At 72.1% G+C, this 25,792-nt stretch carries 17 protein-coding genes and 2 pseudogenes; 9 read left to right on the top strand and 10 right to left on the bottom strand.

From position 1 onward, the window contains the following. Window positions 1-1,248 precede the first annotated feature (1,248 nt). Window positions 1,249-2,160: a chlorophyllase gene (locus ABZ321_RS37835; protein WP_354900341.1), complete on the bottom strand. Its 912-nt coding sequence runs from the start codon at window positions 2,158-2,160 to the stop codon at window positions 1,249-1,251. Between the two features lie 73 nt (window positions 2,161-2,233). On the opposite strand from ABZ321_RS37835, the gene ABZ321_RS37830 reads away from it, so the two are divergent. Further along, window positions 2,234-2,851, top strand: a complete 618-nt coding sequence (locus ABZ321_RS37830; RefSeq protein WP_354900340.1) for a Pr6Pr family membrane protein — start codon at window positions 2,234-2,236, stop codon at window positions 2,849-2,851. Here ABZ321_RS37830 and ABZ321_RS37825 read toward each other — a convergent pair. The 7 genes and pseudogenes from ABZ321_RS37825 to ABZ321_RS37795 all read right to left on the bottom strand — a co-directional run. Beyond that, window positions 2,804-3,256: pseudogene (locus ABZ321_RS37825) on the bottom strand (FAD-linked oxidase C-terminal domain-containing protein); the annotation flags it as partial. The gene ABZ321_RS37830 and the pseudogene ABZ321_RS37825 overlap by 48 nt on opposite strands. 686 nt (window positions 3,257-3,942) lie before the next feature. Further along, window positions 3,943-4,731: pseudogene (locus tag ABZ321_RS37820) on the bottom strand (FAD-binding oxidoreductase); the annotation flags it as partial. A gap of 361 nt (window positions 4,732-5,092) precedes the next feature. Then, window positions 5,093-6,094, bottom strand: coding sequence for a chlorophyllase (locus tag ABZ321_RS37815; RefSeq protein WP_354900338.1), 1,002 nt, complete (start codon window positions 6,092-6,094; stop codon window positions 5,093-5,095). Window positions 6,095-6,379: 285 nt separating this feature from the next. Further along, window positions 6,380-6,556 (bottom strand): DUF6104 family protein, encoded by a 177-nt coding sequence (locus ABZ321_RS37810; RefSeq protein WP_344503667.1) that lies wholly within the window; start codon window positions 6,554-6,556, stop codon window positions 6,380-6,382. 94 nt (window positions 6,557-6,650) lie between these two features. Beyond that, window positions 6,651-10,406, bottom strand: coding sequence for a multifunctional oxoglutarate decarboxylase/oxoglutarate dehydrogenase thiamine pyrophosphate-binding subunit/dihydrolipoyllysine-residue succinyltransferase subunit (locus ABZ321_RS37805; RefSeq protein ID WP_354900337.1), 3,756 nt, complete (start codon window positions 10,404-10,406; stop codon window positions 6,651-6,653). A 205-nt stretch (window positions 10,407-10,611) separates the two neighbouring features. Next, entirely contained in the window at window positions 10,612-11,538 is a 927-nt protein-coding gene (locus ABZ321_RS37800) for an ABC transporter permease subunit (protein ID WP_344513651.1), read from the bottom strand. Continuing rightward, a complete protein-coding gene (locus ABZ321_RS37795) occupies window positions 11,535-12,446 on the bottom strand; it encodes an ABC transporter ATP-binding protein (RefSeq protein WP_344513653.1) in 912 nt (303 codons plus the stop codon). The genes ABZ321_RS37800 and ABZ321_RS37795 overlap by 4 nt, the downstream gene beginning before the upstream one ends. 132 nt (window positions 12,447-12,578) lie before the next feature. On the opposite strand from ABZ321_RS37795, the gene ABZ321_RS37790 reads away from it, so the two are divergent. Beyond that, window positions 12,579-16,607, top strand: a complete 4,029-nt coding sequence (locus ABZ321_RS37790) for an Ig-like domain-containing protein (RefSeq protein WP_354900335.1) — start codon at window positions 12,579-12,581, stop codon at window positions 16,605-16,607. A 12-nt stretch (window positions 16,608-16,619) separates the two neighbouring features. Here the strand turns inward: ABZ321_RS37790 and ABZ321_RS37785 are convergent, their stop codons facing one another. After that, complete coding sequence (locus ABZ321_RS37785) at window positions 16,620-17,024, bottom strand: DUF3052 domain-containing protein (protein ID WP_344513655.1); 405 nt, start codon at window positions 17,022-17,024, stop codon at window positions 16,620-16,622. Window positions 17,025-17,116: 92 nt separating this feature from the next. On the opposite strand from ABZ321_RS37785, the gene ABZ321_RS37780 reads away from it, so the two are divergent. The 7 genes from ABZ321_RS37780 (at window position 17,117) to ABZ321_RS37750 (ending at window position 24,226) form a co-directional block, all read left to right on the top strand. Next, window positions 17,117-17,866 carry a GNAT family N-acyltransferase gene (locus ABZ321_RS37780; protein WP_354900333.1) on the top strand — a complete coding sequence of 250 codons (750 nt, stop codon included), beginning with the start codon at window positions 17,117-17,119 and terminating at the stop codon, window positions 17,864-17,866. Between the two features lie 5 nt (window positions 17,867-17,871). Next, window positions 17,872-18,666 carry a lysophospholipid acyltransferase family protein gene (locus tag ABZ321_RS37775; protein ID WP_354900331.1) on the top strand — a complete coding sequence of 265 codons (795 nt, stop codon included), beginning with the start codon at window positions 17,872-17,874 and terminating at the stop codon, window positions 18,664-18,666. Between the two features lie 56 nt (window positions 18,667-18,722). After that, window positions 18,723-19,535, top strand: a complete 813-nt coding sequence (locus tag ABZ321_RS37770) for a DUF4097 family beta strand repeat-containing protein (RefSeq protein ID WP_344513661.1) — start codon at window positions 18,723-18,725, stop codon at window positions 19,533-19,535. Next, on the top strand, window positions 19,535-20,185 hold the full coding sequence (locus ABZ321_RS37765; protein WP_344513663.1) for a PadR family transcriptional regulator: 651 nt from the start codon (window positions 19,535-19,537) through the stop codon (window positions 20,183-20,185). Before ABZ321_RS37770 ends, ABZ321_RS37765 begins: the two co-directional genes overlap by 1 nt. A gap of 82 nt (window positions 20,186-20,267) precedes the next feature. After that, on the top strand, window positions 20,268-21,008 hold the full coding sequence (locus ABZ321_RS37760; protein ID WP_344513665.1) for a response regulator transcription factor: 741 nt from the start codon (window positions 20,268-20,270) through the stop codon (window positions 21,006-21,008). Between the two features lie 9 nt (window positions 21,009-21,017). Then, window positions 21,018-22,481 (top strand): HAMP domain-containing sensor histidine kinase, encoded by a 1,464-nt coding sequence (locus tag ABZ321_RS37755; RefSeq protein ID WP_344513667.1) that lies wholly within the window; start codon window positions 21,018-21,020, stop codon window positions 22,479-22,481. After that, window positions 22,478-24,226, top strand: a complete 1,749-nt coding sequence (locus tag ABZ321_RS37750; RefSeq protein WP_354900328.1) for a trypsin-like peptidase domain-containing protein — start codon at window positions 22,478-22,480, stop codon at window positions 24,224-24,226. Before ABZ321_RS37755 ends, ABZ321_RS37750 begins: the two co-directional genes overlap by 4 nt. 75 nt (window positions 24,227-24,301) lie before the next feature. On the opposite strand, the gene glpK is transcribed toward ABZ321_RS37750, so the two are convergent. Beyond that, window positions 24,302-25,774, bottom strand: a complete 1,473-nt coding sequence (gene glpK, locus ABZ321_RS37745; protein WP_344513671.1) for a glycerol kinase GlpK — start codon at window positions 25,772-25,774, stop codon at window positions 24,302-24,304. Window positions 25,775-25,792 lie beyond the last annotated feature (18 nt).

Below are 25,792 nucleotides of genomic sequence, written 5' to 3'. Positions count from 1 at the left end.
GTCCTGAATCCGCGCTGGCTCTGAATCCGCACCGGCCCTGACCCCGCGCTGGACGTGACTCCGTGACCCGCGCCGGACCTGGCCAGCCGGCCCTGGCCCGCGCTGAACCTAGCCTGCGGCGCAAGCGGTGGCGTCGCGGCGATGGGCGTACGACGGCGTCCCGGCTGGCGTCCCGTGGAACAGGCTGTTGCCGCCGGTGGGTGATCGTGGGCGGGTCGTCTTGGTGGCGCTCGATTGCGGACTCGAGCCAGAGCAGGTGTGCGGTTGCCCGTCTTGGTGCCCGCGGTGAGGCTGCCGGTCGGCGACGTGAGGCTGTGACTTGCGAAGCGACGAGTCGGCCGGCGGATCAGCCCCAGGCAAGCCGCACGGCCGTTGTGCGTTGGTGACGGCAGTGCGGGTGGCCGGCCCGGTCGCGGTGGTGCGGCCGGACGTGCTGCTGATCGGACGGCCCGCGATGGCGATAGCGGTGCGAACGCTTGGTGCGCTGGAATGGTTTGCGATCCTGGCCGGGTCGTCGGGCCACTGGGCACTGACACCACCTCGGGCGGTGGCGGCGTTGCTGCCCTGCCGACGGACCGTGGCCGTGGCGGCGTTGCTCCCCTCTGGGTGAGTTGTGGTGGCGGCGTCGCGCCCGCTTGGACGGGCGGTGGCGGTGTCGTTGCTTCCCTGCGGGTGGGTCGCGGCGGAGGCGTTGCGCCCCCGTGGACGGACTGTGCTGGAGGCGGCGTTGCTGCCCTGCGGACTGACTGTGCTGGCGGCGGTGCGGCAGGCCGCGGGTGAGGTGGGGCATCCGGGCGCGGCGCCGTGCTCACGCTTCTGGGCAGTGCGGTCTCCGGCGCGGGACCGGTTGCCGGGGCGGGAGTCTGAACGGTGGGCCGTGCTGGTGGCGGTGCGGCGCAGCCCGGCGACGGCGACCCAATAGCGGCGGCGCCCGGCGGGGTGGGGTGGAGGCCGGTCAGGACGCGGGCGTTGCGCAGGCGGGTCAGCTTGGTCGCATGGCGGGTGGCCAGGCCGTGCCTGCGGGCCTCGGCGAACTCCGCCTTGGCCCGCTGCCGCTCCTCGCGACGGCGGGTGTGCTCGGCGGCCTGGGCTGCCAGGCGGGCGCGCGAGTCGATCTGCCCGGTGGCGCAGCGGCCGGCGCCAGGCGCTTCCAGCGAAAAATATGGTCGTGGCACGGCTTGCCTCCCCCCGAGAGCCGAACCCACTGCCTCGATTCCTATGCTAGCATATGACCATAGCGTCTCAGGATCACAGGCGATCGTCGAAGGAGGGGCCTTGCGGGAGTTGTCGGCGGGCCGTGGGGTCTCCGTAGAGCTCGAGGCGCAGGAACGCCAAGGTCACCGAGCGGACCTCGGCGTAGGAGGTGACGTCCGGGCGGAGATAGGGGTCGTTGTGGTTGCCGCCGGGGACGGTCAGCATCGCCTTCGACCAGGGGACCAACTCGTAGGTGGCCCTGCCGGAGGCGTAGGAGACCAAGGGGTCGGCGTCGCCGTGGACGAAGAGGAGCGAGGCCGGGGTGCCGGTGAAGGCGGTGCCTACGCCCAGACCGCTGCCGGCCAGGACGATGCCGGCGTGGAGGCGGGCGTCGCGGCTCGCGGTGAAGAGGCCGACGGTCGTGATGGCGCCGGCGGAGTGGCCGGCGGCTGCGAGGCGGGTGTTGTCGATGCGTTTGCCGAGTGGGCCGGCGAGCACCTGGCTCAGCACGAAGCTGGCGTCGGCGGGCTGGTTGAGCACGTCGTAGACGTCCAGGCGGGGGGCGCTGCGGGTCGTGTTGGGATACGCGGGGGCGATCACCGCGAAGCCGGCCGACGCCCATGCGGTGAGCAGCGGTGCGAAGGCCTCGGGGGTGCCGTTGAGGCCGTGGCTGAAGATGACCGCCGGCACGCGGGTGGTGGACGAGGGCATCCAGATGACGGTGCGCAGGACGCGGCCTTCACGGCTGTAGGTCACCTCCTGGCGCGACACGTCGAGCGCGGCCCGCGGCACGGGGAGAGGGGGTAGCGGCGTGACGTGGGCGAGTTGTGGGGCGACGGTCGCGGCCGGGGAAGGCGACGGCGTGACCCACTTGGCCGGTGCCGGCTGGCCTGTGCAGCCAGCGAGACCCGGGGTAGCGAGGCCGGCGAGGCCAGCGGTCAGCAGGGCCACGACGAGACGGCGCATGGCATCCAAGGTACGAGGCGGACACCACGAACAAGGCTGGCCCGGCGGGCGATTTACGGCTAGGTTGCGGCGCATGTCCGTCGTCTTCCGGGTGCTCACCGCGGTGAGTGCGCTGACCGGGATCGTCCTGCTGCTCGACTTCACAAACGGCGACGGGGGAGTGTTCGTCTACTTCACCGTGCAGAGCAGTGTGATCATCGCGGTGGTGTCCGCCGTGGCGGCGCTGCGGCCGGTGCCGGGGTGGGTGCGTGGGGCGGCGACGCTGTACAGCTGCATCACCGGCACGGTGTATCACTCGTTGCTGGCGAATCCGTCCAGCCCGTTCCACGTGGTGGATTCGGGGGCGCACGCACCGCACAACCTGCTGCTGCACACGGTGACGCCGATCCTCGCCGCGGTCACCTGGCTGTTCGTCGACAGGGAGCCGGTCCGCTGGTGGTATGCGGCCGTATGGCTCGGCTACCCCTTGGCGTATCTGGCCTTTGCGCTGGTACGAGGTGCGATCGTCGACAAGTATCCGTATCCGTTCGTCGACGCGAACGAGCTCGGCTACGGCGGTGTGACGATCTCGGCGCTCGGCTTCACCGTGGCGTTCTTCCTGCTCGGGCTGCTGCTCATCGGGCTGGGCGAGGGAATCCGGCGATTAACTGGGCAGCAGCGCGCCGGGGTTGAGGATCCCGCGGGGATCTAGCGTGCGCTTCGCGGCCCGCAGCACGTCGGTGAAGAGGGGGTCCCGCTCGAGCCACGGCAGGTGGTCCCGGCCGACCGCGTGATGGTGGGTGATGGTGCCGCCGGCGCTGGTGATGGCCGTGCTGACGGCGGCCTTGATCTCGTCCCAGATCATGACCTCGGCGCCGCGCCGGGCCGGCGTGATGATGGTGAAGTAGGGCGCCGGGCCGTCCGGGTACGCGTGAGTGATCCGGCAGGTGACCACGGCGACGCGGGCCGGGGCGGCGGCCTGCGCGGCGGCGATCACGGCCGCGTGCAGTGCCTCGAAGCGGCTCCACGTGCACGCGGTCTCGACGGTTTCGACGATGAGGCCGAGCCTGATGAGGGCATCGCGGGTGTACGGCGCCCGCAGAAACGACGATCGCCAGTTGCCGACATCGCCGCTCCGCCCCGAGCTGCCGCCGGCGACGCTACCTGAACGGCCGGAGCCGGCAAAGCCACCGCTGGACCGGCTGGAGGCACCGGAGCCGCCGCTGGAGAGGCCGCGGCCGGAGCCACCCGGACCGAGGCCGTCGCCGGAGCCGGCAGCGCCGCCGGAGCGTTGATCAGCGCTGTCGGAGTTGGGAGTGGAGCCGCTGGCGTCGTGGGCGGGGCGGTTGGAGTCACCCGGGTCGGGGATGTAGTCGGTGTCGGGGGCGCTGTCGGGGCGTTGAGCAGCGGCGTCGGGGTGGTGAGCACTGCCGTTGGAGTGTTGAGCGGCGCTGGCGGGGTTGGGAGTAGAGCCGCTGGCGTTGTGGGCGGGGCGGTTGGAGTCACCCGGGTCGGGGATGTAGTCGGAGTCGGCGGCGCCGTCGGGGTGGTGAGCGCTGCCGTAGGGGCGGTGAGCGGCGCTGGGGGAGTTGGGCGTGAAGCCGCCGGTGTTGGGGTAGGGCGGCTGGAGTCACCCGGGTCGAGGGTGTCGTCGGCGCCGGTGGGGCGGTGAGCAGTGCTGGCGGGGTTGGGAGTAGAGGCGCCGGTGTTGTGGGCGGGGCGGCCGGGGGTGGCGGGGGTGGTGGGGGTGCCGCCGTGGTCGGCGCAGAGGGTGAGGGCGTCGTCCAGGAGAGGCGCGGTCGGGCCTTCGAAGCCGAGCAGCAGCCGGGCCTGGCCGTCGGTGGCGCCGGCGTTCAGCATCGCCTCCACGGGGTCGAGGAGGCGGCAGTTGCTGGGGCGGAGGCCTGCCTGCAGGAGGGCGCGCATGGCGGCGATGCCCTGGTCGTACGCAGGGAAGGCCACCGACGTCGAAGCCTTGGCCGTTGGGCGAGGCGTGACGCGCAGCCACGCCTCCACGATCACCCCTAGCGTCCCCTCCGAGCCCGCGAACAGGCGGTCCGTCGACGGGCCGGCGCCGCTGGACGGCACCCGTAGCGACTCCACCGGGCCCTGCGGTGTGATCACCCGCAGGGCTGAGACGGCGTCGTCGATGCGGGTCGGGCCGGTCGCGTAGTGGCCGGCGGCGCGGGTCGCGATCCATCCCCCGACGGTGGAGAACTCGAAGCTCTGCGGGTAGTGGCGAAGCGTCAGGTCGTGCGGGCGGAGAGCCTGTTCGAGGGCCGGGCCGGAGACGCCGGCCTGCACCCGGACGGCGTGGTTGACGTCGTCGATCTCGAGGACCCGGCCGAGGCGGGACAGGTCCAGCGACACCCAGGGGGCGTCCCCGCGGTATTCGACGCCGCCCACGACGGAGGTGCCGCCGCCGTACGGGACGACGGCCGCCCCCACCGCCTCGGCCCAGTCGAGCGCGGCGACGACGTCGTGCCCGGTCCGCGGGAAACAGACCAGGTCAGGAGGGTTGTCGAGCCGGCCGCGCAGCGCTCGGATCACGTCGCGGAAGGCCTTGCCGTACGTGTGCGACGCCCGCGTCATCGAGTCGGCGGCGAACGCCTCCTGCATGATCGACGGAGGAATCAGGCGCGGCGGGGGCAGGACCGGGTCGTACGGCATCGGCAGCACCGACCCGTCGACGGGCATCCACGGCCGCAGCGACGTCTCGGCGAGGCGCCGGCAGGCGTCGTCGTCGAGGGCCTCGTCGGCCCAGCCCCAGCCCCACCACGACCGTTCCCGCCACGCGGTCATTGACGGAGAGTGCCACAATCCGACACGTTCGGCCACTGTCCGAGGGGCAGGTCATCGGTATTCTGTCGGCCATGCCCGATGAGCGCATTGACCCAAGCCAGAACACTCAGGCATTTCAGGCGTGGGTGGACAACAGCAACAACGAGACGGCTCAGCCCGCCGCGACCGGCTCCAAGGTCGGCCTCATCGTGGCCGGCGCCGTCGTCGCGGTCGTGGTGATCGTCGTCGTGGTGTTCGCGCTGCTGTAGATCCCCACCGATTCGAAGCGGGTCACCCCGTCGAGCCGGGCGTCGTCGTCCAGCCTGGCCTGGGCGATCTCGTCGCCGTCGAGCGCCCAGGCGAGGAAGTTCAGCAGCGTCGCCATCGCCTGGTGGTGCCCGCGCTCCGGGTCGTTGGTGGCGGCGCCGTGCTCGCCACCGATGATCGTCAGGAACGCCTTCGGCCACGGGTCCGCGGCGTACGACGTGCGCCCCTGCTCATACGCCACGACCGGGTCCTTGTCGCCGTGCACGAACAGCAGCGGCACCGGGCTGCCCTGGTACTTCCCGGCCGGCCGGCCCGCGAAGATGACCCCGGCCTTGAGGCGCGGGTCGCGGTGCACCGTGAACAGCCCGTCGGTCGTGGTCCCGCCGCCGGAGTGCCCGATCGCCGCCATCCGCTCGGAGTCGATGCTGTCGGCCAGCGGATTCCCGGGCTGCAGCATCTGCGTGATGACGAACGACGCGTCCAGCGACTGGTTGGGCACGTCGAACTTGTTGAACTTCGGCGTGTCCTTCTTCGTGAACGGGTACGCCGGGGCGACGACCACGTACCCGGCCTCTGCCAGGAACTTGGTCATGCCCTCCTGCAACTGCGGGTTGCTGTAGAAGCCGTGACTCCACAGGATCAGCGGCAGCTTCCCCGGCAGCACCTCGGCGCTGACCTGCACCTGCCCCTTGCTCCGCCGGGAGGAGCCGCGCGTCGGGTACCACACGGTGGTGGGTAGCGGCCGGTCCTTGCCCCGGGCAAAGTCGAAGTGCCGCACGCCGATGGCATGGCCGCTGACCCGGGTCGCCTCGGCGCTGGCTGCGGCGGCCAGGGGCTGCTCCTCCGCTGCTCCTGAGGCCGAAAAAGCGCCGCCCAGAAGGAGCAGGGCGGCGGCCAGGAGCGACACGGTTGCGGATCGGTTGCGACTTCGGGGCACGTACAGAATGTAGGTGTCCCATGCGCTACGCCGGGATCACCCGACTGGGGACAATCGATTGTCTTGCCGGACTACACCAAGTTGTTCCCGAACGACCCAATTGGCGGATGCGCCCCGCAGCCACATTGATTTGCAGCGCCCGATTGCACTGATAAATCGGATATGTCCGTCATTCCGGCGACCGTCAAAGCCGACCGTTGTGGTCGCTGCGGCAGGTGTACGACCAGTGCCCGCGCGGGCGTGGACGGACATCGGTCAGTCCTCGTCGTCGTCCAGGCGGGCCAGGTAGACGGCGAGGCGTTCGATCGGCGTCTCGAACTCGGGGTTCTGGTCGACGAAGTCGCGGAGGCGCTCGGCCAGCCACTCCAGCGTGACCTCCTCCTCGCCCCGGCGCTGGGCGAGCTCCTCGATGCCGCGATCGGTGAAGTACATGGGCACCTCCAAAGGAACCGGGGAGGGCGCGAGCCCTCCCCGGAACGGAACGAACGAACGAACCAACAGATGGAACCAGCGAAACGACAGAGGGTCAGCGCTTCGGCAGCGCGGCCTCGATGAGCGCCTGCTGCTCGGCGTCGTGGAGCTTGGTGGAGCCGACCGCGGGAGCGGCGGCGGCGGGGCGGGAGATGCGACGCAGGCCGACGCCCTGGAGGTGCTCCAGGAGGTTGAGCGCGATGAACGACCACGCGCCCTGGTTGGCCGGCTCCTCCTGGACCCAGGCGAAGTCCTCCGCGTTGGGGAACTGTGCCAGCGCCGCGCGCAGCTCCTCCACCGGCATCGGGTAGAGCTGCTCGACCCGGATGATGGCGGTGTCGGTGATGTCCCGCTCGGTGCGCGCCTGCAGCAGGTCGTAGAAGACCTTGCCGGAGCAGAGCAGGACCCGCTTCACCGCGGCGTTGTCCAGGCCGGCGCCCTTGATGCCCGGGTCGCCGAGGACGGTGGCGAAGGTGCCGCTGGTGAAGTCCTCGACGGGGGAGACGCAGAGCCGGTGGCGCAGCAGGGACTTGGGCGTGAAGACGACGAGCGGCTTCTTCTTCGGCGACAGCGCCTGGCGGCGCAGCAGGTGGAAGTGGTTCGCCGGGGTCGTCGGCACGGCCACCCGCATGTTGTCCTCGGCGCACAGCTGCAGGTACCGCTCGAGCCGCCCCGACGTGTGGTCGGGGCCCTGGCCCTCGTGCGAGTGCGGCAGGAGCAGCGTCACGGCGGTGCGCTGGCCCCACTTGACCTCGCCGGAGGAGATGAACTCGTCCACGATGGACTGGGCGCCGTTGACGAAGTCGCCGAACTGCGCCTCCCACATGACGAGGGCGTCGGGGTTCTCGACGGAGTAGCCGTACTCGAAGCCCATCGCGGCGAACTCCGACAGCAGGGAGTCGTAGATGAAGAGCTTCGCGTTGTCCTTGATGAGGGCGGACATCGGCATGTAGTCGCTGCCGGTCTCGGCGTCGACGATGCCGGCGTGCCGCTGCACGAACGTGCCACGGCGGGAGTCCTGGCCGGAGAGCCGGACCGTGACGCCCTGGTTGACCAGCGCGCCGAACGCGATGACCTCGCCGAAGCCCCAGTCGATGTCGCCGGCGGCGGCCATCTTCGCGCGGCGGTCCAGCAGCTGCTGGACGCGCTTGTGCGGGGTGAATCCGTCGGGGAGCTTGACGTGCGCCTCGCCGATCGCGTGCAGGACCGAGGCGTCGATCGCGGTCTCGACCACCGGCTCCGGCTCGGGCTCGCGCAGGCGGGTGAGGCGCGACGCCGGGTTGGACGACGCGTCGCGGGTCGCCTTGAACACCGTCTCCAGCTGCTCGTGGTAGTCCTTGAGCAGGGCCTCGGCCTCGGTGATCGGGATGTCGCCGCGGCCGATGAGCTCCTCGGTGTAGATCTTCCGCACCGAGCGCTTCTGGTCGATGATCGCGTACATCAGCGGGTTGGTCATCGACGGGTCGTCGCCCTCGTTGTGCCCGCGGCGCCGGTAGCAGACCAGGTCGATGATGACGTCCTTGTTGAACGCCTGGCGGTACTCGAAGGCGAGCCGCGCGACGCGGACCACGGCCTCCGGGTCGTCGCCGTTCACGTGGAAGATCGGCGCCTGGATCATGCGGGCGACGTCGGTGGAGTACAGCGAGGAGCGCGAGTACTCCGGCGCGGTGGTGAAACCGACCTGGTTGTTGACGACGACGTGGACGGTGCCGCCGGTGCGGTAGCCGCGCAGCTGCGACAGGTTGAGCGTCTCGGCGACCACGCCCTGGCCGGCGAACGCGGCGTCGCCGTGGATCAGCAGCGGCAGGACCGTGTAGCCCTCGAGCTTGAGGTCGATCGAGTCCTGCTTGGCCCGCACGATGCCTTCGAGGACCGGGTTGACGGCCTCCAGGTGCGACGGGTTCGCCACCACGGAGACGGTCGTGGCGTGCTCGCCGTCGGGGTGGGTGAACTTGCCGGTCATGCCCAGGTGGTACTTGACGTCGCCGGAGCCGTGCGCGGACTTCAGGTCCAGGTGGCCCTCGAACTCCGAGAAGATCTTCTCGTAGGGCTTGCCGACGATGTTGGCCAGCACGTTGAGGCGGCCGCGGTGCGCCATGCCGATGACGACCTCGTCGAGGCCGCCCTCGGCCGAGTTCTGCAGGATCTCGTCGAGCAGCGGGATCAGCGACTCGCCACCCTCGAGAGAGAAGCGGCGCTGGCCGACGTACTTCGTCTGCAGGAACGTCTCGAACGCCTCGGCGGCGTTGAGGCGGTTGAGGATGTGCTTCTGCTCGGCGGTGTCGGGCTTCTCGTACGGCTTCTCGACCCGCTCGGCGACCCAGCGGCGCTCCTCCGGGTCCATGATGTGCATGTACTCGACGCCGACGCGGCGGCAGTAGGAGTCGCGCAGGACGCCGAGGACGGCCCGCAGCTTCATCTTCTGCTTGCCGGCGAACCCGCCGACGGGGAAGACCCGGTCGAGGTCCCACAGCGTCAGCCCGTGCTCGAGGACGTCGAGGTCCGGGTGGCGGCGGATGCGGAACTCCAGCGGGTCGGTGTCGGCCATCAGGTGGCCGCGGACCCGGTAGGCGTGGATGAGCTCGACGACCCGGGCCGCCTTGTCGATCTGGCCCTCGCTGGTGCGGGCGACGTCACGCACCCAGCGGACCGGCTCGTACGGGATCCGCAGCGCCGTGAAGATCTGGTCGTAGAACCCGTGCTCGCCGAGCAGCAGCTCGTGCATGACCTTCAGGAACTCGCCGGACTGCGCGCCCTGGATGATCCTGTGGTCATAGGTGCTGGTCAGCGTCAGGATCTTGCTGATGCCGAGGTCGGCGAGGGTCTCGTCGGACATGCCGGCGTAGGGCGCCGGGTACTCCATCGCGCCGACGCCGATGATGGTGCCCTGCCCGGTCATGAGCCGCGGCATGGAGTGCACGGTGCCGATGCCGCCGGGGTTGGTCAGCGAGACCGTGGCGCCGGCGTGATCCTCCATGGTCAGCTCGTTGCGCCGGGCCCGGCGCACGATGTCCTCATAGGCCGACCAGAACTGGCGGAAGTCCATGGTGTCGGCGGCCTTGATGCTCGGCACCACGAGGTTGCGCGAGCCGTCGGGCTTGGTCAGGTCGATCGCGATGCCGAGGTTGACGTGCTCGGGCTGCACCAGGTTGGGCTTGCCGTCGATCTCGGCGAAGGAGTTGTTCATCTCCGGGTGCGCGGCGAGCGCCCGGACCATCGCGAACCCGATCAGGTGGGTGAAGCTGACCTTGCCACCCCGGCCGCGGGCCAGGTGGTTGTTGATCACGACGCGGTTGTCGGACAGCAGCTTCGCCGGCACGGCGCGCACGCTCGTGGCGGTCGGCACCTCCAGCGAGGCGTCCATGTTCTGCACGATGCGGGCGGCGACGCCGCGCAGCGGGACGTGCTTCGCGCCACCACTCGGCGGAGCGGCCTCGGCCTTCGCGGGTGCGGCCTTCGGAGCTGCAGGAGCGGCCTTCGGGGCGGCCTTCGGAGCCGCAGGGGCCGCGGGTGCCGCGGGTGCCGCCTTCGCGGGCGCGGGTGCCGCCTTCGCAGGTGCGGGCGCGGCCGGAGCGGTGGGGGCCGGCGCGGTCGTGGTCACGGCCGCCGGCTCAGCCGCCTCGGCGGTCGCCGTCGAGGTGCCCTCGGCGCCGTCCCCGCTCGGCTTGTAGTCGGCGAAGAAGTCGTGCCACGCGGGGTCCACGCTGGCCGGGTCGGCGAGGTACCTCTGATACATGTCCTCGACGATCCACTCGTTCGGGCCGAAACCCGCCAAGGGGTTCTCCTGCGAGTTGGTCGCTTGGGTCGACACGGCTGCTGATCGCCTCTTCCAAACGGAGTAGCTGGGGTCACGGATCCGCGTCAAGGCTACGCGCTGCCTAACGCTCGTTCGTCGCCGACGCCGCCGGAGTGACCATGTCGACGACGGCATGGGTCCATCCCATACAACTGTGGCCGCCATTCGGCGGCCACAACTGTCGTAGATCTGCCTGACAGGACGGATCAGGGGATCGGCGTCACGCGATGTCGCGTTTCCGGGTGATCAGCGTGCCGATGGTGCCGAGGACGACCGCCCACACGATGAGCACGACCGCGCCGGCCCAGCGTGGCGGCAGGTCCACCTCGCCGAGCTGGGTGGCCAGTCCGCCGACGACGTGCGACGACGCCAGCGGCGGGATGTAGACCGCGCTCTCCAGGACCCAGTCCTTCTTGATCACCAGCTCGTGGATCAGGGTGAGGACGATGATCGCGGCCCAGGTGCCGACGGTGTAGAGGCAGGCGGCGGTGATCGTCGCGCCGATCTGGCTGCGGATCAGCACTCCGATGCCGATGCCGAAGACCGCCCACAGCACGTACACCAGCAGGTTCAGGAGTACTGCCTGCTGCGCCGTCCAGTTCCCGAGGCTGTTGGTGAGGCCCTCGGCGCCGAAGTAGAGCACCCCGCCGACGACCGAGATCGCGGTGGTGATGATCCAGAACAGCACGCCCGCCAGACCCGCCGTGATGAGCTTCGCGGTGATGACCTTGGTCCGCTTGGGGGTCGCGAGGAACGTCGCGGTCGCCGTCTGGTGGTAGAACTCGTTGGTGATGATCAGGATCGCCACGAGCATCACCAGCAGCAGGCCGAAGAACTGGCCCGAGGTGTAGATGTTCGCGGCGTACTTGGCGAGCTGGCCGGCCGCGTGCGCCTTGGCGACCCGGGCCGCCTCCTGCTCCTGGTACTGCCGCTGGTCCGCCTCGAACTGGGCCCGCTGCTCCTCGGTGAGGTTCGACGGCGGGTCACCCTGCGGGTAGGCGGTGAAGTTGTCGGTCAGCTCCGACTTGGTCTGCTCGATGTTGATCCAGAGCGCCAGGCCGGTGAAGACCAGCGAGATCAGCAGGAAGATCCACCACATGTTCGTGGTGCGCACCTTCAGCAGCTCACTACGAATAAGCCGGATCATCGGATGGCCGCCTTTCCCTGGGTCAGTTCGAGGAACACGTGCTCCAGGTCGGGTCGCTCGTTGACCAGCTCGTGCAGCTCGATCCCCGCCTGCAGGGCCAGCCGGCCGACGGCCGGGGCGTCCAGGCCGGTGACCACGTGGCTGTCGTTGCCGTTGGGCTGGATCGAGGCGCCCGCGGCCCGCACCGCATTGACCAGCTCCGGCAGGTTGGGCGTCCGCACCCGGGTGCGCGGCGCGCTGGAGTTGCCGCCGACGATCTGCTCGACCGGGCCCTGGGTGACGAGGCGGCCGGCGGCGATGATGACGACGTCGTCGGCGAGGATCTCCATCTCCGACAGCAGGTGGCTGGAGACCAGCACGGTGCGGCCCTGCTGGGCCAGGCCCTTCAGCAGCCCGCGCATCCAGCGGATGCCCTCCGGGTCGAGGCCGTTGGCGGGCTCGTCGAGGATCAGCACCTGCGGGTCGCCGAGCATCGCCTGGGCGATGCCGAGCCGCTGCTTCATGCCCAGCGAGTAGCCGCGGAACTTGCGCTTCGCGGCGGGGGTGAGCCCGACCAGCTCCAGCATCTTGTCGACCTGGGTGTCCGGAAGGCCGGCGGCGGCCGCGACGATGCGCAGGTGGTTGCGGGCGGTGCGGCCCTTGTGCGCGGCCGAGGCCTCCAGGATCGCGCCGGCCAGCCGGAGCGGCTCGGCCACGTCGGAGTAGCGCTGGCCGCCGATGGTCGCGGTGCCCGACGTCGGGGTCACCAGGTTGAGGATCATGCGTAGCGTCGTGGTCTTGCCGGCGCCGTTGGGGCCGAGGAACCCGGTGACGCGGCCCGGCTCGACCACGAACGACAGGTGGTCGACGGCCGTGACGTTCTTGTACCGCTTCGTCAGGTCGGAGACCACGATCTGTCCGTTGGACAACGTGCCGCTCCCTCCAAGAGAGTGAAGTCGTCAATATGGCACGGCACGTCCACCCGCCGCCGCCCGCCCCAGCAGGGGATCAACACGAGGAAAACTCGCTCATTACGGGCAGTGTCCACGTATACACGATAGGTGGCAATTCGGATCGCGATCGTGGCGCTGCTGCTCCTCCCGGCGATCGTCGCGGGGGCGGCGAAAGACGCCGCGGCCGACATCGTCGACGCGTTCCGCCCCGTGTACTCGGTCAACGACAGCGGGTCGATCGTGCTGCGCGGCAACGCCAACCTGACCTGCGCCGACAGCAACCCGGCCTGCGCGGCGGCGCGGAACGGCACCGGCACCGGCGGCCAGCTCAACAACAACGGCTACAAGATGCGCCACGTGGACGTCGACCAGGACGGGGACGGAGCGGCGACGTTCAACTCCAGCACCGCCGACCTCGCGATCCCGGGCGGCGCGACCGTGCTCTACGCCGGTCTCTTCTGGGGAGGGGACACGGCACCGGGCACGGGCACGCCGGCACCCGACGAGAGCCGCAGGAACACGGTCCGGTTCAGGGTGCCCGGCGGCGGCGCGTACCGGACGATCACCGCGAACCGGCTCACCGACGTCACCACGTTCCCCGGGCACCGGCCGTACCAGGGCTACGCCGACGTGTCGTCGCTGGTCGCGGGCGCCGGCGGCGGCACCTACGCGGTCGCCGACATCCAGGCCGCCACCAACGTCAACGACCGCTACGCCGCCTGGTCCCTCGCCGTCGTCCTGCACGACCCGGCGCAGCCGGTGCGCAACCTCGTCGTCTACGACGGCTTCGGCTCGGTGCGCGGCATCACCCCCGCCGACGCGACGGTCCGCATCCCGGTCACCGGCTTCCAGACCCCGCCGACCGGGGCCGTCACCACCAGCCTCGGCGCCGTCGCCTACGAGGGCGACGCCGGCAGCGGCGGCGACAGCATCCGCCTCGACGGCACGCCGCTGACCGACGCGCGCAACCCGGCGACGAACTTCTTCAACAGCACCGTCAGCGACCGCGGCGCGACCGTCACCGCCCGTAACCCCGCCGACACCAACCTCCTCGGCTTCGACATCGACCAGGTCGACGCGAGCGGCCTGCTGGCCAACGGCGCGACCAGCGCGACGATCACCCTCGAGACCACCGCGGTCACCGGCGAGACGTTCTACCCGGGCGTGATCACGTTCGCGACCGACCTCTACGCGCCGCGGCTCACCGCGGTCAAGACCGCCACCGACGTCGACGGCGGCGACCTGGAGCGCGGCGACGAGATCCGGTACACGATCGAGGTCGGCAACGACGGGCTCGCCCCCGCCGAGGACGCCCAGCTCGCCGATGCCCTGCCACCCGGGACCACGTTCGTGCCGGGCAGCCTGACGATCGACGGCGCGACCCAGAGCGACCCGGTCGACACCGACCGCGCCGAGTTCAGCGCCGACGTCGTCGTCTTCAGAGTCGGTACGGGCAGCGACGCCACCCACGGAGGCCGCCTGGCGGTCGGCGACAAGGCCGTGGTCGCCTATCGCGTCACGGCGGGCGCCCCCGGCGCCACCGGCGCGGCGAGCATCCGCAACGTCGCCCACGCGGCCGCCACCGGCACGGACACCGGGGTGAAGCTGCGCGCCCCGTCCAACCCGACCACGCAGGACCTGCCCGCGGCGGGCCCGGCCGCCGACCTGGCGGTCACCGCCGCCGGCCCCCAGGTCGCGCAGGGCACCGGCCAGGTCCGGATCCCGGTGACGCTCACCAACACCGGCCCCGCCACCGCCACCGGCGTCACCCTGACCGCGGTCCTGCCGGCGGGCGTGACCGGCGACCCCGCGGGCGCCGGCCCCTGCGCCTGGGCCGGGCAGCCGCCGGCCGGGCAGACGCTCACCTGCCCCGTGGGGACGCTCGCCGCCGGTGCCACGTTCACCGTCGACGTCGTGGCGACCGTCACCGCGGCCGCCGGGCACCACACCGAGGTCACCGCGGCCGTCACGTCCTCGACCCCCGACCCGGTGGCCGCGAACGACACCGCGACCGCCGCCGTCGTGCGCAACTCGGCTCCCGCGGCCGTCCCGGACGCGGCGACCGCCGCCGCCGGCGGCACCGTGACGATCCCCGCCGCGGCCAACGACACCGACCCCGACGGTGACACCGTGCGCGCCGGCGGCATCGCCACACCGCCCACCGCCGGCCACGCCGTCGTCGACGCCACCGGCGCGATCCGCTACACGGCCGGCACCGGCGCGGGCACCGACACCTTCACCTACGTCGCCGCCGACGCCAACGGGGGCACCGCGACCGGGACGGTGACCGTGACCGTCACCGCGGGCAGCCCGCCAGGCCCCGGCACCGCCCCCGTCGCGGCGGACGACGCGGTGACCGTGCCGGCCGGCGCCACGTCCGCGACGTTCGACCCGCTCACCAACGACACCGACGCCGACGGCGACCCGCTCACCGTCATCGGGATCGGCACCGGCGGCGGCTCCGGCACGCCCACCGGGGGGACCGTCACGCTTACCGCGGCGGGGCTGCTCGTCTACACGCCGAGGGACGGCTTCCGGGGCGCCGACAGCTTCACGTACACCGTGGGCGACGGCAAGGGAGGGCACTCCACGGCCACCGTGACGGTCGCCGTGGCCGACCGCGCCCCGGTCGCCGGCGCCGACGAGCGCAGCACCCCGGCCGGCACCCCGATCGACGTGGACGTGCTCGCCAACGACACCGACCCGAACGGCGACCCGCTGACGGTCGGCGCCTGGGACGCCACCACCGCCCGCGGCGGCACCGTCACGCGGAGCGGCGGCCTGCTGCGGTACGCGCCGGCGGCGGGGTTCTCGGGCGACGACACCTTCACGTACACCGTGAGCGACGGGATCGTCACCTCGACCGGCACGGTCACCGTCCAGGTCGGCACGGCCGGAGCGCCGGCGCCACGCGCTGACGCCGCGAGCACCCCGACCGGCACCCCGGTGACCGTCGACGTCCTGGCGAACGACGCGGACCCGGCCGCCACCGTCACGGCCGTCACGCCCGGCGCGCACGGCACGACCGCGATCGGCGCCGGCGGGTCCGTCACCTACACGCCGCGGGGCGGCTTCTCCGGCGTCGACACGTTCGGCTACGCGGTCAGCGACGGCCGCGGCGGGCTCGGCACCGCGACCGTCACCGTCACCGTCTTCAACCAGGCGCCGGTGGGCGTGGACGACTCGCTGCGCGCGCCGGCCGGGACCGCGGTGGTCGTGCCGGTCCTCGCCAACGACACCGACGCCAATGCCGACACGCTGCGGGCCGTCGCGGCGACCGGGGCCGCGCACGGCACGCTGGCGATCGTCGGCGGCGCCGTGCGGTACACCCCGGCGGCGGGCTACCGGGGCGCCGACGGCTTCACGTACACCCTGAGCGACGGCAACGGGGGCACCAGCACCGCCACGGTGACCCTCGACGTCGCGGGTGGCGCACCGGTCGCCGGCGCCGACGCCGTGGCCGCCGCCGCCCCGGGCATCGCCGTGACCGTGACCGTGATCGCCAACGACAGCGACCCCGACGGCGACCCGCTCACGGTGACCGCGGCCGGCCCGGCGGGGCACGGCGGCACGGTGCTCAACGGCGACGGGACCGTCACCTACACCGCCGCGGACGGGTTCGAGGGGGTCGACACCTTCACCTACACGCTGCGCGACGCCACCGGGCTGCAGAGCACCGGGACGGTGACGGTGACGGTCGGGCTGCAGAGCACCGGGCCGGTGGTGGTGACCACGCCGACGGTGACCACGCCGGCCGGGAGCGGCGCGCGGACGATCGCCCCGCTGGACAACGTCAAGGACCCCGACGGCGATCCGCTGAAGGTCGTCGGTGTGACCCAGCCGGCGAACGGCACCGCCGTGCTCAACGCTGACGGGACCGTCACGTACACGCCGGACAAGGGCTTCGCCGGCGCGGACGCCTTCACCTACACCGTCACCGACGGCACCGCCACGGTCGCCGGCACCGTCGAGGTGATGGTCGGCCCGGTCGACCTGCCGGTCACCGGCGGCGCGGTGGCGCCGCACGCGATCGCGGGCCTGCTCATGCTGCTCGCCGGCTGGCTCCTGCGGTTCCTGCCGGCGCTGTCCTTCAGCGGCCCGCGACGCGCGGCCCGCGCCCACCGGCGCGGTGCCTGACGGCGCTGTGCCTCAGGTCCGGTCGGCGACCCGGATCACGTGCTTGAGCCCCGACCAGGTGTCGTCGATGGCGCAGACCTTGACGTCCACCCGGCCGTGCGCCAGGGCGAAGTCGCGGACCCCGTTCTCGTCGAGGTCGGTCGCGATGCCGGAGGAGCGCTTCGGCCAGGCGACCCACAGCGCGCCGCCAGGTGGCGTCTGCCGGTGCAGCACCGGCCAGCGCCGCCGCAACCTGGCCTGATCAGGGCAGAAGCAGACGATCACGTCGTAGAGGCCGGGCGCGCTGCGGCGGTGCAGCACCACGTCGGAGGGCAGGTCGCGCAGCTCGAACCCGGCCGGCGCCCCGTCGAGCAGCACGCGGTGCCCGGCGCTGACGCCGAGCTTCTTGGGCAGTGGAGTCCCTGAATATCCCGCCATGCCTGACCACGGTAGTCATCGTTCACCCGCCAGCCATGCGGGTAACCAGTCACCGTCAGCCAGCCGCAGGGGTCGACCCTTACACCGAAAGCATGACGATTCTCGCCGTCGTCGCCGACCCGGTCGGTGTCGACGAAACCGATCGCTACACCCTGCTGGTGGCCACGGACGGTGACCAGGTCCGGGCCGCACAACGGCTCCGCCACGACGTCTTCGCCGGCGAACTCGGCGCCAAGCTGCAGTCCGGCACGCCGGGCCTCGACGTGGACGCGTTCGACGAGCACTGCGACCACCTCATCATCCGTGACGAGCGCACCGGCGACGTCGTCGGCACGTACCGGATGCTGCCGCCGGACCGCGCGGTGGCCGCCGGCGGGCTCTACGCCGACACCGAGTTCGACCTCGCGGGCCTGCACCAGCTGCGTGGGGGACTGGTCGAGACCGGCCGCTCCTGCGTGCACCCCGACCACCGCAGCGGCGCCGTGATCAACCTCATGTGGGCCGGCATCGCGCGGTACATGCACCTGCACGGCCACCGCTGGCTCGCCGGGTGCGCGTCGGTGCCGGCCGCCGACGCCGCCGGGATCTGGGACCTCGCCCAGCGCAAGCACCTCGTGCCGCCCGCCTGGCGGGTCCGGCCGCGCAACCCCCTCGCGCTGGACGGGCCGGTGCCGGCCAAGATCGAGGTGCCGCCGCTGCTCAAGGGGTACCTGCGGCTCGGCGCCTGGATCGGTGGCGAGCCCGCGTACGACCCCGACTTCGACTGCGCCGACTTCTACGTGCTGCTGTCGCTGGACCGGGTCAACCCGCGGTACATGCGGCACTTCCTCGGTCAGGAGTGAGCGCGATGACCGTCGTCGACTCGCTCTGGCTGCCGCGCTCGACCTGCGACGTGAGCTGCCTGCCGGCCCGCTCGGACGAGCACGTCCCGGTCGCGACGATGGTGAAGCGGATCGTCGTGACCGGGTCGGTCGTGCTGCTCGGGGTGCTCGCGGTGCCGCTCCTGGCCCTCCTGCCGCAGCGGCACCTGATCGCCGTGCAGCGCCGGCTCGCCCGCGCGGTGCTCGCCGGGCTCGGGATCTCGCACCGGGCCGTCGGCCGGGTCCCGCAGTCCGGCGCGCTGCTGGTCGCCAACCACGTCTCGTGGCTCGACGTGGTCGTGATCCTGGCGCACGCGCCGGCCAAGCTCCTCGCCAAGCGCGAGGTGCGCCAGTGGCCGCTGATCGGCCGGCTCGCCGCCACCCTCGGCACCGTCTTCGTCGACCGGTCCCGGCCCAAGACCCTGCCGGCCACCGTCGGGCGGATCAGCACCGAGCTCGCCGCCGGTGGCGTGGTCGCCGTCTTCCCGGAGGGCACCACCTGGTGCGGCCGGATGGGCGGCACCTTCCGCCCGGCGATGTTCCAGGCCGCGGTCGACGCGGCCGCCCCGGTCGTGCCGGTGCGGCTCACGTTCGCCCAGAACGGCACGCCGACGACGGTCGCCGCGTTCATCGGCGACGAGACCCTCGCCACCTCGCTGCGCCGGGTCGTCGCCGCCCGCGGGCTGTCGATCGAGCTGAAGGCGCACGCCAAGCTGTACCCGGAGCCGACCTCCTCCCGCCGCGTCCTCGCCCGCGCCGCGACCTCGGTGGTGGCCGCCTAGAACATCCGAGACACGACAGTCGCGATGTATCGCGTTTGTCTGCTACCTTCGGTGGCATGACGACGTGGAACATCGCCGAGCCCACGCGGCTCGAGCTCAAGGGGGAGGTCAAGGACCTCCAGGTCACCCTGGTCGGCGGACGGGTCAACGTCGTCGGCGCCGACGGGCCCGCCCGGGTCGAGGTCACCGCGATCGGTGAGCGCCCGGTCACGGTCGCCCTCGACGACGACGGCGTGCTGCGCGTCTCCCACGGGCATCTCCCCAAGTGGCCCGGCTTCCTCTGGTGGCTCTTCCACAGCCGGTTCAAGGTCGACGTCTCCGTCATGGTCCCCGACCGGACCCCGGCCACGCTCCGCGTCGTCTCCGGCTCCGTCATCCTCTCCTCGCTGCGGGCCGGCGCCAAGGTGGACGCGACCAGCGCCCGGGTCACCCTGCTCGGCCTGGACGGCCCCGTCGCCGCCAACGTGATCTCCGGCTCCATCGAGGCGCTCACCCTCGACGGCGAGGTCGACCTGGAGACCGTCTCCGGCGAGATCGTCGTCGCCGACTCCACCGCGCGGAAGGTGCACGCCCGGGCGATCTCCGGCTCGATCACGTGCGACCTCGACAACCCGCCCGTCGACACGGACGTGCGCCTGGAGACCGTCTCCGGCGAGATCACCGCCCGGGTCCGCGAGGACAGTGACCTGCAGGTCCACCTCAGCGCGATCTCCGGACGGGTGGTCAGCGCGTTCCCCGGCCTCGACCAGGTCGGCCGCAGCGCCGTCGCCGGACGGCTCGGCGCCGGCACCGGCCGCCTGACCGCCAACGCAACGTCTGGCACGATCACCTTGTTGTGCCGGCCGGTCGATCTGGACGAGGATTCCTGATGAGTGCGGTGTTCAGTCACGGACGGTTGCGGCTGTACCTGCTGAAGCTGCTCAACGAGGGACCCCGCCACGGGTATGACCTCATCCGGCTCCTGGAGAACCGCTTCCACGGCCTGTATGCGCCCTCCGCCGGCACGATCTACCCGCGCCTGCAGCGGATGGAGGCCGACGGGCTGATCAGCCACACCGCGTCCGGCGGCCGGAAGGTGTACGACATCACCGACGCCGGACGGGCCGAGCTGGTGCAGCGCGCCGCCGAGCTGGAGCGCCTCGAGACCGACATCAACGCCTCCCTCGCCGACCTGTCGACCCTGGCCGACGAGGTCGAGCAGGGCGTCCACGGCTCGGTGCGCGACCTCAAGCGCGAGCTGAAGGAGGCCGGCAAGCAGGCCCGCACCGCGCCCGCGTGGGGCTGGGGCTACCCGCCGCGGCCCGGGGCGACCGGCGCCGCGAGGCCGGGCGGCGCCGGTGCCACCAGGCCGTCGCCCGCGCCCGGCGACGCCGCCGCCGAGCTGGAGGAGAAGGCCGCCCAGCTGCTCGCGGAGGTGCGCCGGCTGGCCCGCGCCAGCCGCGCCAGCCAGGAGACGATGCGTGCCACGCTGGTCGTCCTCGACGGCGCGATCGACCAGGTGCGCCGACTTCTGCGCTAGTTTTGGGTGACGGGGCGGGGTGTCCAGGAATTTCCCAGGCAACCATCAGCCCTGCTCCAGCGGGAGGCGGAAGACTATGCGCATGGGGGTACGAGGCGGCGTTGCACAATCCGGGGGTGCCCCGTCGCCAGGCGTTGCGCAGGCTGAGGCGAGACTGCTCGTGGTCGAGGACGATCCGAACATTCGCGAGCTCCTCTCGGCCAGCCTGCGTTTCGCCGGATTTGCGGTTGACGCGGTGACCACCGGTGCCGAGGCGGTCACCGCGGCCCGCGACGCGAAGCCCGACCTGGTCGTCCTCGACGTGATGCTGCCCGACCTCGACGGTTTCGAGGTCATCCGGCGGCTCCGCGAGGGTGGCGTCCGGCTTCCCGTCGTGTTCCTCACGGCCCGGGACGGCACCGAGGACAAGGTCCGCGGCCTGACGCTCGGCGGCGACGACTATGTCACCAAGCCGTTCAGCCTGGAGGAGCTCACCGCGCGGATCCGCGCCGTGCTGCGCCGCACCGCCGGCGACCCGGGGCCCAACCGGCTGGTCTTCCACGACCTGGAGCTCGACGAGGAGACCCATGAGGTGTCCCGCGCCGGGCAGACGATCGCCCTGTCGCCGACCGAGTTCAAGCTGCTGCGCTACCTGATGCTCAACGCGGGCCGCGTGCTGTCCAAGGCGCAGATCCTCGACTTCGTGTGGAATTACGACTTCCGCGGCGACGACAGCATCGTGGAGTCGTACATCTCCTACCTGCGACGCAAGGTGGACATCGCCGAGCCGCGGCTGATCCACACCCTGCGCGGCGTGGGCTACGTGCTCCGCCTTCCCGTCTGAGGCCTGCCGATGGTGCGGTTCATCGCCGACGTGCCGCTGCGGGTCAAGCTGATCGCCGCGGTCCTCACACTTGTCACCATGGCGCTGCTGGTCATCGGCGTCGCCAGCGCCCTGGTCATGAAGAGCAGCATGTTCGACAAGGTCGACCAGCAGCTGCGGACGATGGCCGAGACCGTCGACCTGAGCCGGCTGGCGCTGACCGACACCAGCCAGGACACGATCCTGCAGAGCAACTACTACATCGCCTGGGTCACGCAGCTGCGCACCGGCAAGCTCGAGACCGGCGTCGTCGGCACCCGCCAGGACGCCGACGCGCCACCCATCCCCGGCACGTGGGAGGACCTCGAGAAGCACCTGGGCGTGCCGTACACGGCGACCACCGCGAAGACGCATGAGCGCTGGCGCATCCTGATCATCCAGCGCCAGGACACGCTGCTGCTCGTCGCGGAGAGCCTCTCGATGGTCGACAGCGCCGTCGACGAGCTCGTCGCCGCGGAGCTGTTCGTCGGCGCCGGCGTCCTCGTCGTGCTCGCCGCCGTCGGCGTCGCCATGGTCCGCGCCAGCCTCCAGCCGCTGCGCGAGATCGAGCGCACCGCCGCCGCGATCGCCGCCGGCGACCTCACCCGCCGGGTGCCCGAAAGCCCGCCGGAGACGGAGATGGGGCACCTCGCCGCCGCGCTCAACGCCATGCTCGCCCAGATCGAGGGCGCATTCAGGCTGCGCGAGGCGTCCGAGGAGCGCATGCGGCAGTTCATCGCCGACGCCTCCCACGAGCTGCGCACGCCGCTGACCACGATCCGGGGCTTCGCCGAGCTGTACCGGGTGGGCGCCGTCAGCGAGCCGGGGGACACGCTGCGGCGCATCGAGGACGAGGCCTCCCGCATGGGTCTGCTGGTCGAGGACCTGCTCATGCTGGCCCGCCTCGACCAGGAGCGCCCTCTGGCACTGGCCGACATGGACCTGCGCGTCATCGCCAGCGACGCCGTGGCCGCCGCCCGGGCCGTCGCCCCCGACCGCACCGTCGACCTGGAGATCGAGCGGGACGAGCCGATCGAGGTCAACGGCGACGAGTCCCGCCTGCGCCAGGTCGTCGGCAACCTCATGACCAACGCCCTCACCCACACGCCCGCCGGCACGCCCGTCGCCCTGCGCCTGCGCCGCGACGGCACCGACGCCCTCATCGAGGTCGCCGACCACGGCCCGGGTCTCACCGAGGAGCACGCCGCCCGGGTGTTCGAGCGCTTCTACCGGGTAGACAAGGCGCGCACCCGCAGCAAGGCCAGCGGCTCGCACAGTGGCAGCGGCCTGGGTCTGGCGATCGTGGCCGCCCTCGTCTCCGTGCACCACGGCACCGTCTCGGTCTTCAACACCCCCGGCGGCGGCGCCACCTTCCAGGTCCGGCTCCCTCTCACAGGCGGTTCCCAGGCCGCGATCAGTGGTTTGCAAGCTGCCGTCGCCAAGCTCAAATCATGAGCGAACAGCAGGGATGGGCGCCGGACCCGGCCGACCAGCAGGGTCGGGCGTCGAGCCCGGCCGCACAGCCGGCCACCGAGCCGGCCAGCACCACCACCGGGCCTTCGAGCCCCACGCCGCCCGGCGGCTCGCCGGCTGACGGCACCCCGGCGGACGCCGCCTCGTTCGGCACCACGCAGGACCACCTGATGCGGTCCGAGACGCCCCCCACCTGGCCGACGAACCCGGCCGCCACGGCCGCCGGCGCCGCCGACGTCCAGGACCCGGCCCGGACCTGGCCCACCACCCCGCAGGCCCCGCGGGCCATGCCGGCCGCGCCGGTCACGCCGGCCGCGCCCACCTCCCAGACCGCCGCCCTCGGCCCGCTGCCCGCCGTCCCCGGCTCGCAGCCCGCCGTCCCTGGCTCGCTGCCCGCTGTCCCTGGCTCGCAGCCCGCCGGTCACGACGCCCAGACCGCCGCCCTCGGCCCGCTGCCCGCCGTCCCTGGCTCGCAGCCCGCCGGTCACGACGCCCAGACCGCCGCCCTCGGCTCGCAGCCCGCCGCGCCCGCCGTCCCCGGCCCGCTGCCCGCCGTCCCCGGCTCGCAGCCCGCGGTGCCCGCCGGTTACGGCTCGCAGCCCGCCGCGCATGGCGCGCCCGGCGCGCGGCCCGGCGCCGACGGACCCATCCAGACCTGGCCGGCGTCGCAGCCCGCGGCTCCGCAGGCCGGCAACCTCCGCTCCGTCGCGCAGAGCGGTCCCATCGCGGCCGGGCAGAACGGGCCGTACCCCTTCTCCGGACAGCAGCCCGCCGCCCAGCACCACGCCGCCCAGCACCACGCTGGGCAGTACCCCGGCGGACAGCACAACGGCGGGCAGCAGCAGCCGCACCTGCCGACGGCGCAGCTGCCCCCGCACGTGCCGCACATGCAGCGGCCGTTCCAGTGGCAGCAGCCGCAGCCCGGGTCGGTGTTCGTGCCGCCCCCCGTGCGCAGGCGCAGCCGGGTCGGCCTCGCCGTGGCGGGGATCGTCGCGGCGATCGGGCTGTCGGCGGTGTCGGCGTTCGGCGGCGGGCTCGCGGCCCTCGAGCTGCGGCCCGCGGCCTCACCCGCGGTCGTTGGCGCCACTAACTCGCCCGGCTCGGCCACCGGCTCCTCCACCACCCTGTCCGACGTCGCGGCGCAGGTGCTGCCCAGCGTGGTGTCGATCAGCACGGGCAACGCGGTCGGCTCCGGCGTGGTCATCACCGACGACGGGGCGATCCTCACCAACAACCACGTGGTCGCCACGGCCCGGGGCACGTCGGTGCAGGTGACGTTCTCCGGCGGGCGGACCGCCCAGGCGAAGATCATCGGCACCGAGCCCGCCACCGATCTGGCCGTGGTCAAGATCGTGGGGGGCGGCACGTACACGCCGCTCGTGTTCGGCGACAGCTCGACCGTCAAGGTCGGCGACACGGTGCTCGCCGTCGGCAGCCCGCTCGGCCTCGACGGGTCCGTCACCGCCGGCATCGTGAGCGCCGTCAACCGCACGATCGACGAGGGCAACGACGGCCAGTCCGCCGCCGCGAAGATCAGTGGGGCCATCCAGACCGACGCCGCGATCAACCCCGGCAACTCCGGCGGCGCGCTGGTCAACACCGCCGGTCAGCTCGTCGGCATCAACACCGCGATCGCGACCTCGGGCGACACCGCCGGCAACATCGGCGTCGGCTTCGCCATCAGCAGCAACACCGCCAAGGCCGTCGCTCAGCGCCTGCTGAGCTAGAAGCTGGTTTCCCTCCAGAAAAGAGATCCGGTGGTGCGCCTGGCGGGGCGCCCACCGGATCTCTCTTTGCGGGCCTCAGGCCCAGCCGAACGAGCGCTCCACAGCCTTCAGCCAGGACGCGTGCCCCTTGTCCCGGGTCTCCGCGGACATGGACGGCGACCACTGCCGGTCCACCCGCCACTTCTCCCGCAGCGTCTCCGTGTCGGGCCAGAACCCGACGGCGAGACCCGCCGCGTACGCGGCACCCAGCGCCGTCGTCTCGGACACCGTCGGGCGGACCACCGGCACATCCAGTACATCGGCCTGAAACCCCATCAGGAGGTCGCTGGCGGTCATCCCTCCGTCGACCTTCAGGGTCTCCAGCGGCACCGCGGACTCGGCCATCATGGCGTCCACGACGTCCTTGACCTGCCAGGCGGTCGCCTCCAGGGCGGCCCGGGCGAGGTGCCCCTTGGTGACGTAACCGGTCAGGCCGGTGATGACGCCGCGCGCGTCGGGGCGCCAGTGCGGGGCGAACAGGCCGGAGAACGCGGGCACGATGTAGCAGCCGCCGTTGTCGGCGACGGTGGCGGCCAGGTCGTTGATCTCCGGCGCCGAGCTGATGAGGCCCAGGTTGTCGCGCAGCCACTGCACGAGGGAGCCGGTGATCGCGATGGAGCCTTCCAGGGCGTACACGGCCGGGGCGTCGCCGATGCGGTAACCGACGGTGCTCAGCAGGCCACGCGTGCTCGCCACCGGCTGGTGACCGGTGTTGAGCAGCAGGAACGAGCCGGTCCCGTAGGTGCACTTCGCCTCGCCGGGCGCGAAGCAGGCCTGGCCGAAGAGCGCCGCCTGCTGGTCGCCGAGGGCGCTGGCCACCGGCACGCCGTGCAGCAGCGTCTTCGCCTCGCCGTACACGTGCGAGGAGGGGCCGATCTCCGGCAGCATCACGCGCGGGATGCCGAACGCCGACAGCAGCTCGTCGTCCCAGTCGAGCGTGGTGAGGTTCATCAGCATCGTCCGGCTGGCGTTGGTGACGTCGGTGACGTGCCGGCCGGTGAGCTTCTCGATGAGCCAGGTGTCGACGGTACCGAAGTGGATCTCACCCGCCTCGGCGCGGGCGCGCAGGCCGGGCACGTTGTCCAGCAGCCAGACCGCCTTCGGCCCGGCGAAGTACGTCGCGAGCGGCAGCCCGCACCGCTCACGGAAGCGGTCGGGGCCGGCGTCGCCGGCGAGGGAGCGGATGAGGGCGTCGGTGCGGGTGTCCTGCCAGACGATCGCCGGGTGCACCGGCTCGCCGGTCTCGGCGTCCCACAGGATCGTGGTCTCGCGCTGGTTGGTGATGCCGATGGCGGCGACATCGGCGCGGGACAGGCCCGCCTGGTCGAGGGCGCGGGTCGACACGGCCTGGACCTGGTGCCAGATCTCGACCGGGTCGTGTTCGACCCAGCCCGGTCTCGGGAAGCTCTGGCGGTGTTCGCGCTGGTCAAGCGCCACGATGGCGCCGTCGGCGTCGAACACGATCGCACGGGAGGAGGTCGTGCCCTGGTCGATGGCGAGGATGTACACGCTGCCATCTTCGCCGAA

Source organism: Dactylosporangium sp. NPDC006015 (assembly GCF_040614215.1).
Classification (GTDB): domain Bacteria; phylum Actinomycetota; class Actinomycetes; order Mycobacteriales; family Micromonosporaceae; genus Dactylosporangium; species Dactylosporangium maewongense.
Note: the sequence above shows the minus strand (reverse complement) of the source record. Positions and strands in the feature narration are given on the sequence as shown.

Coding starts and splice junctions, on each gene's coding strand:
- ABZ321_RS37785 (WP_344513655.1), bottom strand. CDS start 17,024: ATGGCGGGATATTCAGGGACTCCACTGCCCAAGAAGCTCGGCGTCAGC.
- ABZ321_RS37755 (WP_344513667.1), top strand. CDS start 21,018: ATGGTGCGGTTCATCGCCGACGTGCCGCTGCGGGTCAAGCTGATCGCC.
- ABZ321_RS37750 (WP_354900328.1), top strand. CDS start 22,478: ATGAGCGAACAGCAGGGATGGGCGCCGGACCCGGCCGACCAGCAGGGT.
- ABZ321_RS37800 (WP_344513651.1), bottom strand. CDS start 11,538: ATGATCCGGCTTATTCGTAGTGAGCTGCTGAAGGTGCGCACCACGAAC.
- ABZ321_RS37780 (WP_354900333.1), top strand. CDS start 17,117: ATGACGATTCTCGCCGTCGTCGCCGACCCGGTCGGTGTCGACGAAACC.
- ABZ321_RS37835 (WP_354900341.1), bottom strand. CDS start 2,160: ATGCGCCGTCTCGTCGTGGCCCTGCTGACCGCTGGCCTCGCCGGCCTC.
- ABZ321_RS37770 (WP_344513661.1), top strand. CDS start 18,723: ATGACGACGTGGAACATCGCCGAGCCCACGCGGCTCGAGCTCAAGGGG.
- ABZ321_RS37760 (WP_344513665.1), top strand. CDS start 20,268: ATGGGGGTACGAGGCGGCGTTGCACAATCCGGGGGTGCCCCGTCGCCA.
- ABZ321_RS37765 (WP_344513663.1), top strand. CDS start 19,535: ATGAGTGCGGTGTTCAGTCACGGACGGTTGCGGCTGTACCTGCTGAAG.
- ABZ321_RS37830 (WP_354900340.1), top strand. CDS start 2,234: ATGTCCGTCGTCTTCCGGGTGCTCACCGCGGTGAGTGCGCTGACCGGG.
- ABZ321_RS37775 (WP_354900331.1), top strand. CDS start 17,872: ATGACCGTCGTCGACTCGCTCTGGCTGCCGCGCTCGACCTGCGACGTG.
- ABZ321_RS37810 (WP_344503667.1), bottom strand. CDS start 6,556: ATGTACTTCACCGATCGCGGCATCGAGGAGCTCGCCCAGCGCCGGGGC.